Origin of the sequence: Arundinibacter roseus, assembly GCF_004348825.1 — a bacterium.
GTDB classification, from domain to species: Bacteria; Bacteroidota; Bacteroidia; order Cytophagales; family Spirosomataceae; genus Arundinibacter; species Arundinibacter roseus.
Genome location: NZ_SMJU01000001.1, coordinates 176,294 through 188,810 on the forward strand (window position 1 = coordinate 176,294; position 12,517 = coordinate 188,810).

Sequence of the window (12,517 nt, forward strand, 5' to 3'; positions counted from 1 at the left end):
GAGTTATTTGTGCATGTAACTAAGGTGCTTTGGACTAAAAGCGAAGCGAAAGCGATGTACCCACAAAGGCGTTTGTAGAAGATGGCGCATTTTTATAAGTAAACAGCGCATCTCTACTGGAAAAGGTTCTGCCTTCTACCCGCCACAAAACTTCCTGGCTGATGTGCACATCAAGATTCACTGAATACCCAAACGTCTGAAATCCATTGGGCGTATTGGTTGCTATGATAACCCCATTCTTATCAGCAAAATACTCTGCACGAGCACCAACCGACACAATACCGGAAGGCGTAAAACGAGCCATCATAATGGGTGCATACCACGGATTGTACGCTGCGCTTCCTTTGAACTTTTGTTCAATTCCTATATCAAAACCAAGGATAAGACCAAATTTCTGATGAAGTTGAAGTTGGGCATAAAGATTATGAAAATAGCGCATTCTACGCTCAGACTCAGGGTAGTCATTCCCGACAAATGAGCTGCTGTTGATCAGCAGGCGGTCGGTTGGCGTCCAGCTGACCTGATGCCCGAAGGCTGGTGACTGATTGCCCGGTTGGCGCTGAATTCGCTGCCAGCCATTTAACACAAGTCCGCTCAACAGCCACTGTCCGTCGGCAGAGGTATACGTAAGTTTCGCTCCTGACAAATAGTACGGCGAGTTTTCGGCCATCAGGCTGCGGGTCATCGTCCAGCAGTTGGCACCAATGGCACTTTCAAAACCGATGTGTGAAGCAAAAATACCCATATCGAGCCACAGCGATTTTTTTGCCGACAGTTTAACTCCTACATTGGCTTCAAACACATTTTTGAGTACTCCTTCCTCAGCCGCCAAATTTGCATTGGCGTAGGTACCAGCCATCACCGCCAACTTTCCCCGAACGCGCTCAGTTTGTACCTCGGCCTGTAAAAAACCAAGGTTAAGGTTTACTTCATTGTGCCGATTGTAGGAATACAGAAACGCTGGTCGTGTATGGTTCTCAGGATTTGAGAAATCATAGACATAGTAGGTTTCCAAATAGCCGCTGACCGTTAATTTACGAGCCTCGGTATTTAAAGAATCTGATTGCGCCCAGCTGCGGGAGTTCAATCCTGCGCATAGGAACAACCCGAAAAATATCAATAGTTTTTTCATTACTATATGCTTTCCAGCATGTCAAGTTCATAATTCAGTTCCAATGCATGAATATACTCAGGGCCCAAAAATCCCAGCAATGGTTTTTGGGTGTGTTTTTCAATCAATTTCAGCAGATTTTCTTCCGAAACCTGACGAACTTTTGCAATACGCTTTACCTGAATCTGTGCCGCTGCTACTGACAGATGCGGATCCAGTCCGCTGCCACTAGCAGTTACCAATTCGGCAGGCAAATCAGCTCGCTTTACTTCCGGGTTATGGTCAAGAAAATGCGTGATTCGATCTTCTACTTCTTTGAGATGCGCAGGATTTGACGGGCCGTGGTTACTCCCACCCGATCCTGCCGCATTGTAATCAGTAGCCGAAGGGCGTGACCAAAAGTAGCGGTCTTCGGAAAAATCCTGACCAACGTTCATGTATTGTACTTTTCCATTATAGATACGGGTATGTCCCTTTCCTTTGCCAGGAACTACCTGAGCAACACTCCATACGGCTAATGTATAAAAGACTCCAAAAAAGAGAACGCACACAGCCGTGAGTCTGATGGCAGGTAAGATGTTGGTTTTCATTGGTTTATAAAATTCGTTTAAAAAATAAATGATAAGGCAGAATCAATAAGCTTGATTCCGATAAATGGAGCGACGAGTCCACCCAAACCATAAATAAGCAGATTTCGACGCAGCAATGCGCTGGCACCAATTGGCTTGTACGCTACCCCTTTCAGCGCGAGCGGAATGAGAAAAGGAATAATGAGCGCATTGAAAATAACTGCCGAAAGTATAGCACTTTCCGGACTCGCGAGCTGCATGATGTTCAGACCTTGCAGGGAAGGAATGCCTACCATAAAAAGTGCCGGGATGATGGCAAAGTACTTGGCAACGTCGTTGGCAATACTGAAAGTCGTCAGCGTGCCGCGGGTCATGAGCAACTGCTTGCCAATTTCTACAATCTCAATCAATTTGGTTGGATCGTTGTCCATATCTACCATATTTCCGGCTTCCTTAGCCGCCTGCGTTCCGCTGTTCATGGCTACTCCTACATCGGCCTGAGCCAGGGCCGGGGCGTCGTTGGTGCCGTCGCCCATCATGGCTACCAATCTCCCCTGCGCCTGTTCGTGCCTGATGTAGTTCATTTTATCCTCCGGTTTGGCTTCGGCAATAAAATCGTCAACGCCCGCTTTTTCGGCAATATATCGGGCCGTCAGCGGGTTGTCGCCCGTTACCATCACTGTTTTTATACCCATTTTTCGCAGACGTTCAAATCGCTCCTGAATACCTGGTTTGATAATATCCTGAAGCTCGATTACGCCAATGACGCGCTCGTTTTCGGCTACTACCAGCGGCGTGCCGCCATTGGCAGAAATGGCGATAACCTGTTCGTGTATTTCTTCCGGAAAGTGATTTCCAGCTTTTTCACTCAGCGTGCGAATGGTATCCACCGCCCCTTTCCGAATCCGCGTTTGTCCGACATCAATACCCGAACTTCGGGTTTCGGCAGTAAATTTTATGAATCGGAAATTATCCAGTTTCAGGTTCGCCGGAACACCTCCCACCAGTTCAATAATAGACTTGCCTTCGGGAGTTTCGTCGCTTAGGGAACTCAACAATACGCTATGGGCAAATTGCTTTTCATCCACTCCGTTTGCCGCAAAAATGCGGGTCGCTTTTCGGTTGCCAATCGTGATGGTGCCGGTTTTATCCAATAATAAAACATCAATATCGCCCGCCACTTCAACCGCCCGTCCGCTCTTGGTAATCACATTGGCACGCAGCGCCCGGTCCATTCCCGCAATGCCTATGGCCGACAGCAAGCCGCCAATCGTCGTTGGAATCAGGCATACAAACAGCGAAATGAGTGCCGTAATGGTTACGGGAGAATTGACATACTCGGCAAAAGGCGCAAGGGTACCCGTAACCAGAATAAAGACAAGCGTAAAACCGGCAAGCAGAATGGTCAGCGCTACTTCATTGGGTGTTTTTTGCCGGCTTGCGCCTTCTACCAGGCCAATCATTTTATCCAGAAAGCTCTCACCCGGCTCGGTCGTAACCAACACCCGAATCCGGTCAGACAGCACCTTAGTTCCGCCTGTTACAGAACTCTTGTCGCCACCGGCCTCCCGAATCACCGGGGCACTTTCGCCGGTAATGGCACTTTCGTCAATCGTGGCCAGGCCTTCTATAATTTCTCCGTCGGAAGGAATTATATCTCCGGCTTCACACAGGAACACATCGCCTTTCCTAAGCTGTGAAGAGGAAACAGTCGTATACGAAGTACCCTTTTCAACTCGTTTTGCCGGAGTTTCTTCCCGGGTTTTACGCAGGCTATCTGCCTGCGCTTTGCCGCGGGCTTCGGCGATTGCCTCCGCAAAATTGGCAAAAAGCAGCGTGAGTAACAGAATCAGAAACACGGCAAGATTATATCCTAAACTGCCTTGTGAATTCTCTCCCGCAGCTATCCAAATGCAGACAAAAAACAGAATAACGGTACCGATTTCTACCGTAAACATGACGGGATTCCGAAATATGATCTTCGGATTAAGTTTTATAAAAGACTCCCGGAGCGCCTGACGCACCAGATCTTTTTGAAATAGAGATGAATTTTGGGATTTCATATGGAAAATAAGAAGTGGATCCGAATTAGTAGTAAAGAGAAAAGTATTCGGCTAGTGGCCCCAAAGTGAGCGCCGGGAAAAAGGACAAAGCCGCTACAAGTACAATGACCGCAAATACGAGCAGTCCGAAAGTGGCAGTATCGGTTTTTAATGTTCCTGCACTTTCAGGAATATATTTTTTGGAAATCAACAATCCCGCAATCGCTACCGGGCCAATGATGGGCAGAAACCGCGCCAGCAGCATCACAAGCCCACAGGCTATATTCCAAAAAGGCGTATTGTCGCCAAGTCCTTCAAAACCACTGCCGTTGTTGGCACTTGCGGAGGTAAATTCGTACAACATTTCGCTGAATCCGTGAAAGCCGGGATTGTTGAGCCAACCGGCATATTCGACCGGATCGGTCACGTACAGATGACTTGCCAGGGCAGTGCCTCCAAGGATCAGAAGCGGGTGTACCAATGCTATGCACATGGCGATCTTTACTTCACGGGCCTCAACTTTTCGGCCCAGAAACTCGGGCGTACGACCGACCATGAGACCGCCCATGAATACGCCAAGAATGATGAAAACAAAGAAATTCAGAAAGCCGACCCCTACTCCACCGTAGAAACAGTTGACCATCATGCCTACCATGGCAAACATACCCGTGAGCGGCGTCATGCTGTCGTGCATGGCATTGACGGAGCCGTTGCTCGTAACCGTGGTATTGATGGCCCAATAGGCCGATGAAGCAGCACCAACCCGGATTTCTTTTCCTTCAAAACTCCCCAAACGTTGATCAATGCCAAGAGTTGAAATCACCGGATTACCTTTCAATTCGTTTAGAACCGAAGGAATTACCAAAAGCAAAAAACCGAGAGTCATTACGCCGTAGATCATCCAGGCCAGTTTTTTTCTCCGAATTACATATCCAAAGGCAAATACCATGGCAATCGGAATCAGAAAAATGAAGGCAGTTTCGAGCATATTAGTGAGGTAATTGGGATTTTCCAGGGGATGCGCTGAGTTGGTGCCATAGTATCCTCCACCATTCGTTCCCAGTTGTTTGATAGGCACAAATGCAGCAGCCGGGCCCCGACTGATTTCCTGAACTGCTCCTTCCAAAGTTGTAGCCGCTGCTTTTCCCTCGAAAGTCATCGGTACGCCATTTAGTAGCAGGACTACCGCTCCCAGAAAAGCCAGTGGAAACAGAATACGCGTAGCCGACCGGACCAAAAGGCTGTAAAAATTTCCCAGGCGAGTAGTAGTATTTGGGCTAAATGCTAAAAAAACTACTGAACAAATAGCCATTCCCGTAGCAGCACTTACAAATTGCCATACCATGAGTGTGAGCTGTCCAAAATACGACAGCCCACTTTCACCGGAATAGTGTTGCAGATTGGTGTTTGTCACAAAACTTACCGCCGTGTTGAAGGCAAGGTCGGCCGACATCGAGGGATTTCCGTCAGGATTCAGCGGCAACCATTCCATATTGGTCAGGACAAACAGGGAGACTGTAAACCAAACCAAATTAATGGTCAGAAGCGCTTGCAGGTGCTCTTTCCAGCTCATGGGAAGGCGCGGGTCAATACCTGACAACTTAAAGAATAGACGATCCAGGGGATTGAAAAGTACGTCCAGCCGCGTGGGTTCGTAGCTGAAAACTTTGCCGATGTACCTTCCCAAAGGAATGGCCGCCGCTAATACGAGTAAGTAGGTACATAAAATTCCGAGTATTTCCGTAGGCATGATTTCTAAAATTTTTCAGGATTAATTAATACATAGCTCATGTAGCCAAAGACAGCCAGAGCAATAATCAGCAGTAGGATCATCATGGTGTTTTTTGAATTTTTTAGTAAAAATTGGTTGCAGAAAGTGGTTTCCACCCTCAGATTTTTTCGAAATAATCAATGCACTTGAACAGGAAGAGAAAAATCAGCAGTCCAAGAAAATAGAGTACGTAGGTCATAGCCGTAATTTTTGATGTTTCTTACCTAGAAGTAATTGCTATGCCACAAATTCAAGTTTCAATTCAACCCTTTGATTATTAATTATTTACGACAAAAAACTTACCTATACCAAACAAAAAACCCTTTCAAAATGAAAGGGTCGTATTGGCAAAATGAAAGGGTACAGATTCTGCTAGCTCAGGCGATACTCGGCCAGTTTTCGATACAGGGTCGTGAGCGCAATGCCGAGAAGTTCGGCGGTTTTGGTTTTATTTCCCTGCGTATAATTCAGGACTTTTTGAATATGAATCTTTTCGGCACTTGCCAGTTCGAAAGCCGAAAGTTGCCGGGGTGCCGACGCACTCGCCAGGGCAGGCTGCATGTCTACCGGCAAAAGGTCGGGCGTAAGTTCGGGGCTGTTTGAAAGAATGACGGCCCGCTCAATCACATTTTTCAGTTCGCGGATATTTCCATTCCAGGGATGGTTTTGAAGGGCTTTTAAAAAATCCCCTGAAATAGCCGTAACTTTTTTATTGGTTTTAGCAGAAAACAGGTCTAAAAAATGAGCAGCCAACTGCGCTACATCTTCGGTGCGCTCGCGCAGGGCCGGCAGCCGGATCTGAAAAACGGAAATGCGGTAGAAGAGGTCTTCCCGAAAATGTCCGGCCTCAATTTCATGCCGGAGATCCCGGTGCGTAGCAGCCAGAATGCGGACGTCTACCCGCGTGGGTTTACTTTCGCCAATGCGGATAAACTCCCCGGTTTCCAGCACACGGAGCAACTTGGCTTGCAGTTCGAGCGCCATTTCTCCGATTTCATCCAGAAAGATAGTCCCGCGATTTGCCTCGTCAAACAACCCTTTATGGTCTTTGATGGCACCCGTAAAGGCCCCGGCCCGGTGGCCAAACATCTCACTTTCGAGCATTTCTTTCCCAAACGCCGAGCAGTTGATCGCCACAAAATTATGGGTACGACGAGCGCTTTCCTGATGAATCGCCTGAGCAAAAACTTCCTTCCCGGTTCCCGTTTCTCCGGTCAAAAGAACCGTCGTGTCGGTTTGCGCCACCCGTCGTGCCAAATCAACGGCCTGCATCAAGGAAGCAGACTGACCGACAACCCGCGCAAACGAATACCGCTCGCCCAGTTGTTTTTCCAACTGCCGAACCCGCTTGGCCAAAGCGGCTTTTTCAACAGCCCGATAGAGCAAAGGAATAATTCGACTATTGTCATCGCCTTTGGTTATATAGTCGAAAGCGCCATTTTTGATTGCCTGAACACTATCCGGAATATTGCCATAGGCCGTCAGAAGGATGATTTCTACCTGCGGAAAGCGTTCCTTAATAGTAGCCGCCAATTCGACGCCACTAGCGTCGGGGAGTTTTACGTCACAAAGCACAACGTCCACATCTGCCTGTTTCAACATAGCGAGCCCCGTTTTGCCGTCGCCCGCCCCAAGTACCTCAAAGCCTTCCAGACTGATTATCCGGGTGAGCAGCGCTCTGAGCTTCTCCTCGTCATCAATGATAAGTACCGTTTTCAACGTTTTCTCTGTCTGTTCCTACGCAAATGTAGTGGTTTTGGGAAGGGCAGGGAAATGTTGGGCGGGACAAACTTTCTGATGATTAATCCACGAACATTGAAGCCAATTCTTTCACAATTGCGTTTATTTTTGGAACTGCAAACTACTCCTTACCTTTACAGCATGATACACTCCTGCCCCCTGTTGCGCTCGCTGACGCTCCTCCTGCTTATGGCTGGTCTTACCTTTTCCTGCCAAACCAGGAACTCATCCGACAACACCACTGAACAAACCGCCGCTCTGCCACCCGCTCCGAACTTCAATGCCGACTCGGCCTATGCGTTTGTAGCCCGGCAGGTAGCGTTTGGGCCGCGCGTACCCAACTCAGCGGCACACGTACAGACCGGAAATTACTTGGTAGAAACACTAAAAAAATACGGGTTTACGGTTACGGAACAACCGTTTACAGCCACCACCTACGATGGCAAAAAACTCAACGCCCGAAATATCATAGGAAGCTATAATCCGCAGGCTTCCAAGCGTATCATGCTTGCCTCGCACTGGGACTCGCGGCCGTTTGCTGATGCAGATTCTACGCAAAAGAATAGCCCCGTGCCCGGCGCCAACGACGGCGCAAGCGGTGTAGGCGTGCTGCTCGAAATAGCCCGGGTGCTCAGTCAGGATTCGACAAAGTTGTCACTGGGAGTTGATCTGGTATTTTTTGATGCGGAGGATTGGGGCAACTCTGCCGTCGCAACCGACGCCTACGCAGGTTTTTGTTTGGGCTCGCAATACTGGGCGGCCAATCGGCATATTCCAAACTATACGGCTTACTTTGGAGTTTTACTGGACATGGTGGGCGCCAAAGGGGCTACGTTTCCGAAAGAGGGCTATTCCACCAAAAATGCCAACGAAGTGGTGCGGAATGTCTGGACTACCGCGAGCCAATTGGGATACAGTACCTATTTCATTGATCAACAGGGGCCGTCGATTACGGACGACCACGTGCCGGTTAATGAAATTGCCAAGTTTCCGATGATTGATATTATTCACATGCAGGTCAATAATCTGAGCCAAACGTTTTTTAAAGAATGGCACACCACCGAAGACGACATGGACACTATTGATCCGGCAACGCTGAAAGCCGTAGGGCAAACGCTCATTCAGGTACTTTACAACGAGGCTCAGCCCGTGATTTAACAAACCAATGAAGACAACGTATTTAGTAATAATTATTTTTTTTATACTGACCGCCTGCTCCTCTGCTCCTGAAAAACTGGGTTCGCTGGATTTGGTTAAATGGCGGCAGGATCGGCGGGCGTGCGAAGGTGTGCGGCCTGGCCTTGTGGAAAGCTTCAAAGCCGAGCAGGCACAGCTTATGGGCAAGTTTGCCGATGAAGTGGGCACGATGCTGGGCAAACCTGACATTCATCAACTGGGAGGACGCAATCAGAAGTACTACGTGTATTTTCTGGAAAAAGGCTCACAGTGTGAGGATATTACCAAAAAATCGGAGGCTTTAAAAGTGATTCTGAGGTTTAATGCAATCGGTCTGCTTACCGAAATTACCTATCAGAACGATTTGCCGCAGGAATAAAGAAAGGTTTATACAAAAAACTTCTTTCGGATAATCATCTCTTCCACAACTTCCGGCACCATGTAGCGCACCGACCTGCCGTGGCGTACCGCATCACGAATATACGTCGCCGAAATATCAAGCAGTGGAGCCGAAACATAGGTTACACGCGGGTGATCCTGAAACACATGCGGAGCCGCATGCGGGCGAGGGTACACGTACAAGCCTACGTATTCCAAAATCTTTTCATGATTTTTCCAATTAGGAAACTGTCCCAGATTATCCTCACCCATAATGAGTTTGAACTCATGTTGCGGATATTTTTCCAACAACCGGATCAGCGTATCAATCGTATAGCTAGGCTTGGGCAAATGAAATTCAAAGTCGGTTGCTTTGAGGCGGGCATTGTCTGCAATAGCTCGTTCGACCATATCGAGGCGGTCAAATTCGTGTAGCAGGCTTTTATTTTTCTTAAAAGGATTTTGCGGACTCACCACAAACCATACCTGTTCCAGGTCTGTGGCCGTAGCCATAGTATTGGCAATAATCAGATGCCCGATGTGAATGGGGTTGAAGGAACCAAAAAACAGGCCTATTTTCATGCGACAAAATTCTTCACGAGCTGTTCTGCTTTCAGGAGCGTAAGCGCAAGGTCATCGTTGACAAGCACTTCGTCAAATTCCTGTTCAAAGCTCAGTTCATACCGCACTTTGGCCAGCCGCGTAGCCATTGTTTCGTCGGTTTCGGTGCCCCGGCTGTTGAGCCGCCGCTTGATTTCGTCTTCCGAGGAGACTTTCACAAAAATGGCGAGGGCTTGTTCTCCGTAGGCCTCTTTGAGTTTCAGGCCACCTTTTACGTCCACGTCAAACAATACGTGCTTTCCTTCGGACCACAGTCGTTCAATTTCTTTTTTGAGCGTACCGTAATAATTTCCGGCGTAGACTTCCTCCCACTCGGCAAAGTCGTTATTGGCTATGTGCGCACGAAAATCAGCAACGGACAAAAAGTAGTAGTCGTGCCCATCCACCTCATACTCGCGGCGGGATCTTGTACAGGCCGATACAGAAAAAGCAAGTTGGTTTGGAAATGTGTCGAGCAGGTGCCTGACGATCGTAGTTTTACCGGAACCCGAGGGTGCAGAAAAGATAATGAGTTTTCCTTTCACCAGAACCGATCAATTAGAGAGTTGTGCTTTAATAGCCGCGACAAGTTTTTCGGGGCAGGGGCGTCTTTCAACTTTGGAGTGGAGAGTTTCTTTGATACACTTTTCAAGATGATAGGTTTGAATACAGGGCATACACTTGTCCATATTCTGCCTGAAATGTTCTTTTTCCGCCTCATTCGCTTCGCCATCCAGTATTGCCTGAATCATTTTCATGCACTCGGCATGATGCTCGCAGTAATGCTTCAAGGTCTGTTCCTGCTTGTCTCCGGCAGCCTCAGATGTGTTAGATGATACATTCATCGCTGTTGGGTATTCGTAAAACCAGTGTAGTTATACAGTTGTACCTTATAACCGCAATGCCCGCAAAAAAAGTTTCACGGCTTAGGCATCATACCCCATCGAACTTGCATAATTTTTTAGTTTTTCTTTCAATAAATTCCGGGCGCGGTGGAGGCGTGAGCGTACCGTTCCGATTGGGATATCGAGGATTTTAGCCATTTCTTCATAGGTAAATCCTTCGATGTCACACAGGATAATAACCGTACGGAAATCTACCGGCAGGGCATTGAGTGCATTAGCGACTTCATCCCCGATCATGTCCTGAACGGCATCCGCGCGCAGGTCTACGGTATGCGTGGTATCGGCAGCGTCTTCGGAGTTATAGGTTGTTTCAACTTCCTGATAATCAACCTTTGAGGGCTCCTTGCTTTTTTTACGATAGTCGTTAATAAAGCTATTTTTCAGGATTCTGAACAACCACGCCTTGGCATTTGTCCCCTGTTCAAAAGACGAAATGAAACGAAAGGCTTTAAGATAGGTATCCTGAACCAGATCATTTGCATCGTCTTCATCGGTCGTAAGCCGGAAGGCGAAATTATACATTGAATCTATATGCGGCATAAATTCACGGTTGAAGACCTGATACTTCTGTTCGTCCGTGTAGCCTTCTTTCATAGGTGCTTCTGACATGGTTACTGACATAGAAATGCACAATTTACGAATTTAAAAAATAGCGCCAAACTCAATTCACACAACTTGATGAACGGCAGCTGGACTCAATCGGTAGCAGTTTTGGGCAGGTTAGCCTTGGGGGAGAGTATTCTTTTACAAACTCAAAACTCCCAAAATGGTTTAACAGCAAAAAAGCTGACAATTTTGTTAAGTAGTGAAAAAGTCGAGCCAGCTTTTGATGAGACGGCCAAATTGTCAGACAAAACGAAATTATCGCCTGGAAAATAGCTGAATGAGTACGATCAGCAAAGTAGTAAAAAGAGTACTTGCCACGATCCTAAGCAGGGTGTAGCCAATCATGCCGAAATGGCTCATTTCGATCAGAAAAAGTACGCTGTGATGAACGAAAATCAGAGGAATAAGGTAGGCCAGATACCCGCCAACGCCTAGTTCTGATAAAGTAATTTCCAGCCGTTCGGTTGTTCCTTTGGTTTCCAGCTGCAATTGAATCCAAAAAGGCCGCAGGTACGCAATGAGAACGGTGGCTGCGGCATGAATACCGAGCGTATTGTAGAACACATCGAGGATAAAGCCCGTCAGAAAACCCATAAAAAGCAATGCTGTACGGTTTACTTCGGCAGGAAGCAGCACGATGCCGGCTACGTAAATGAAGCAGAAGCCGTAGTCAAACAGTACGACATTACGTAATATCAGGATTTGCAATACCAGATAAAGCAAAAACCAAAGCGAATACTGTATGATTTCACGCAAGCTCATTGTCTCTCCTCTTCAATAGGTTTTAATAATTGGTCTTGCTCCGTTTGCAGGCGATTCTGAACGACATACACGTAGGAAAGGCTCCGGAAATCAGTTGCCACTTTCAGATCGATATCATAAAAAGTCTGATCGGGACGGATCTTTGTGCTCTTGACGGTACCTACCATGATTCCGGGCGGAAAAACTGAATTATAGTTGGAGGTGACGGCAGAATCTCCTTTGAGCACTTTTTTATAGCGGGAAATATCCATGAGCGAAATGGTCTCAGGGTCTTTACTCTGCCAGCGTGCCGGGCCAATTTCGCCACTTCGTACGAGGCGGGACGAAACCATAAACTGCGAATGAAGAATAGACGTAACGACCGAGTAATGTTCTGAACACGAACGCACTTTGCCCACTACCCCGGTAGCCGAAATCACTCCCATGCCGGGTTTGATGCCGTCGGCGCTACCTTTGTCAATTGTCAGGTAGTTATTAGTCCGGTTTGTTTCGGTCATGATCACTTTGCTCACAATGAACTCAAACCGATTGGCAAATACCGAATCAGGCGTGTAGGCGGCCGGTGCCTGAACCGGATTCAATTCTTTTAGTCGCGCAACCTGCTCATTCAGCGCGAGATTTTCGTGGGCGAGTTGCTCATTGATATCTTTGAGGTGCATGTACTCCCGAATAGAGTTCGAGAGGGTGAGCGTTTTTGCCACGTAATAGTTAGACGTATTGAAGTATTTGGCACCCCAATAGGAATTACTCTGCGTAATCAGCCAAAAGCTGAGAACTTCGAGCAGGACAAAAAAAATGAAGTTCCGGTTTCGGGAAAAGAACTCAACAAGTTGCAGCATGAACCAATATGACACACA

The 12,517-nt window shown here is 47.4% G+C and carries 15 protein-coding genes; 3 read left to right on the forward strand and 12 right to left on the reverse strand.

What is annotated here, in order from left to right:
- Positions 1–34: 34 nt before the first annotated feature.
- From EZE20_RS00830 to EZE20_RS00855, 6 genes are all read right to left on the reverse strand, one after another.
- The gene (locus tag EZE20_RS00830) at positions 35–1,132 is read right to left on the reverse strand and encodes a porin (protein ID WP_132113493.1); all 1,098 of its coding nucleotides are present in this window, start codon (positions 1,130–1,132) and stop codon (positions 35–37) included.
- 2 nt (positions 1,133–1,134) lie between these two features.
- The gene (locus EZE20_RS00835) at positions 1,135–1,701 is read right to left on the reverse strand and encodes a potassium-transporting ATPase subunit C (protein WP_132113495.1); all 567 of its coding nucleotides are present in this window, start codon (positions 1,699–1,701) and stop codon (positions 1,135–1,137) included.
- Positions 1,702–1,718: 17 nt separating this feature from the next.
- Positions 1,719–3,743 carry a potassium-transporting ATPase subunit KdpB gene (gene kdpB / locus EZE20_RS00840; RefSeq protein ID WP_132113497.1) on the reverse strand — a complete coding sequence of 675 codons (2,025 nt, stop codon included), beginning with the start codon at positions 3,741–3,743 and terminating at the stop codon, positions 1,719–1,721.
- A gap of 25 nt (positions 3,744–3,768) precedes the next feature.
- Positions 3,769–5,472, reverse strand: a complete 1,704-nt coding sequence (gene kdpA / locus EZE20_RS00845; RefSeq protein ID WP_132113499.1) for a potassium-transporting ATPase subunit KdpA — start codon at positions 5,470–5,472, stop codon at positions 3,769–3,771.
- A 5-nt stretch (positions 5,473–5,477) separates the two neighbouring features.
- Complete coding sequence (locus EZE20_RS24610; protein ID WP_165933393.1) at positions 5,478–5,558, reverse strand: potassium-transporting ATPase subunit F; 81 nt, start codon at positions 5,556–5,558, stop codon at positions 5,478–5,480.
- 307 nt (positions 5,559–5,865) lie between these two features.
- A complete protein-coding gene (locus EZE20_RS00855) occupies positions 5,866–7,212 on the reverse strand; it encodes a sigma-54-dependent transcriptional regulator (protein WP_132113501.1) in 1,347 nt (448 codons plus the stop codon).
- Positions 7,213–7,374: 162 nt separating this feature from the next.
- Here EZE20_RS00855 and EZE20_RS00860 point away from each other — a divergent pair, with 162 nt between their 5' ends.
- A complete protein-coding gene (locus EZE20_RS00860; protein ID WP_132113503.1) occupies positions 7,375–8,391 on the forward strand; it encodes a M28 family peptidase in 1,017 nt (338 codons plus the stop codon).
- Between the two features lie 7 nt (positions 8,392–8,398).
- Entirely contained in the window at positions 8,399–8,788 is a 390-nt protein-coding gene (locus EZE20_RS00865) for a hypothetical protein (protein WP_132113505.1), read from the forward strand.
- A gap of 8 nt (positions 8,789–8,796) precedes the next feature.
- Here EZE20_RS00865 and nadD read toward each other — a convergent pair whose 3' ends face one another.
- The 4 genes from nadD to EZE20_RS00885 all read right to left on the reverse strand — a co-directional run bounded on the left by nadD (position 8,797) and on the right by EZE20_RS00885 (position 10,913).
- A complete protein-coding gene (nadD, locus tag EZE20_RS00870; protein ID WP_132113507.1) occupies positions 8,797–9,369 on the reverse strand; it encodes a nicotinate (nicotinamide) nucleotide adenylyltransferase in 573 nt (190 codons plus the stop codon).
- Positions 9,366–9,932 carry a guanylate kinase gene (gmk, locus tag EZE20_RS00875; RefSeq protein ID WP_132113509.1) on the reverse strand — a complete coding sequence of 189 codons (567 nt, stop codon included), beginning with the start codon at positions 9,930–9,932 and terminating at the stop codon, positions 9,366–9,368. The genes nadD and gmk overlap by 4 nt, the downstream gene beginning before the upstream one ends.
- A 9-nt stretch (positions 9,933–9,941) precedes the next feature.
- The gene (locus EZE20_RS00880) at positions 9,942–10,232 is read right to left on the reverse strand and encodes a phosphohydrolase (RefSeq protein WP_228713483.1); all 291 of its coding nucleotides are present in this window, start codon (positions 10,230–10,232) and stop codon (positions 9,942–9,944) included.
- Between the two features lie 81 nt (positions 10,233–10,313).
- On the reverse strand, positions 10,314–10,913 hold the full coding sequence (locus EZE20_RS00885) for a sigma-70 family RNA polymerase sigma factor (protein ID WP_228713484.1): 600 nt from the start codon (positions 10,911–10,913) through the stop codon (positions 10,314–10,316).
- Between the two features lie 57 nt (positions 10,914–10,970).
- On the opposite strand from EZE20_RS00885, the gene EZE20_RS23895 reads away from it, so the two are divergent.
- Entirely contained in the window at positions 10,971–11,171 is a 201-nt protein-coding gene (locus EZE20_RS23895; protein ID WP_165933374.1) for a hypothetical protein, read from the forward strand.
- Here EZE20_RS23895 and EZE20_RS00890 read toward each other — a convergent pair.
- Complete coding sequence (locus EZE20_RS00890) at positions 11,154–11,660, reverse strand: hypothetical protein (RefSeq protein WP_132113511.1); 507 nt, start codon at positions 11,658–11,660, stop codon at positions 11,154–11,156. The two genes, EZE20_RS23895 and EZE20_RS00890, sit on opposite strands and share 18 nt — an antisense overlap.
- A complete protein-coding gene (gene mreC, locus EZE20_RS00895) occupies positions 11,657–12,499 on the reverse strand; it encodes a rod shape-determining protein MreC (RefSeq protein WP_132113513.1) in 843 nt (280 codons plus the stop codon). The genes EZE20_RS00890 and mreC overlap by 4 nt, the downstream gene beginning before the upstream one ends.
- Positions 12,500–12,517 lie beyond the last annotated feature (18 nt).

Excerpts from the sequence above, each read along its gene's own strand:
- EZE20_RS00830 (WP_132113493.1), bottom strand. The coding sequence starts at position 1,132 with ATGAAAAAACTATTGATATTTTTCGGGTTGTTCCTATGCGCAGGATTG.
- EZE20_RS00835 (WP_132113495.1), bottom strand. The coding sequence starts at position 1,701 with ATGAAAACCAACATCTTACCTGCCATCAGACTCACGGCTGTGTGCGTT.
- kdpB (WP_132113497.1), bottom strand. The coding sequence starts at position 3,743 with ATGAAATCCCAAAATTCATCTCTATTTCAAAAAGATCTGGTGCGTCAG.
- kdpA (WP_132113499.1), bottom strand. The coding sequence starts at position 5,472 with ATGCCTACGGAAATACTCGGAATTTTATGTACCTACTTACTCGTATTA.
- EZE20_RS24610 (WP_165933393.1), bottom strand. The coding sequence starts at position 5,558 with ATGATGATCCTACTGCTGATTATTGCTCTGGCTGTCTTTGGCTACATG.
- EZE20_RS00860 (WP_132113503.1), top strand. The coding sequence starts at position 7,375 with ATGATACACTCCTGCCCCCTGTTGCGCTCGCTGACGCTCCTCCTGCTT.
- EZE20_RS00865 (WP_132113505.1), top strand. The coding sequence starts at position 8,399 with ATGAAGACAACGTATTTAGTAATAATTATTTTTTTTATACTGACCGCC.
- nadD (WP_132113507.1), bottom strand. The coding sequence starts at position 9,369 with ATGAAAATAGGCCTGTTTTTTGGTTCCTTCAACCCCATTCACATCGGG.
- EZE20_RS00880 (WP_228713483.1), bottom strand. The coding sequence starts at position 10,232 with ATGAATGTATCATCTAACACATCTGAGGCTGCCGGAGACAAGCAGGAA.
- EZE20_RS00885 (WP_228713484.1), bottom strand. The coding sequence starts at position 10,913 with ATGTCAGTAACCATGTCAGAAGCACCTATGAAAGAAGGCTACACGGAC.
- EZE20_RS23895 (WP_165933374.1), top strand. The coding sequence starts at position 10,971 with ATGAACGGCAGCTGGACTCAATCGGTAGCAGTTTTGGGCAGGTTAGCC.
- EZE20_RS00890 (WP_132113511.1), bottom strand. The coding sequence starts at position 11,660 with ATGAGCTTGCGTGAAATCATACAGTATTCGCTTTGGTTTTTGCTTTAT.
- mreC (WP_132113513.1), bottom strand. The coding sequence starts at position 12,499 with ATGCTGCAACTTGTTGAGTTCTTTTCCCGAAACCGGAACTTCATTTTT.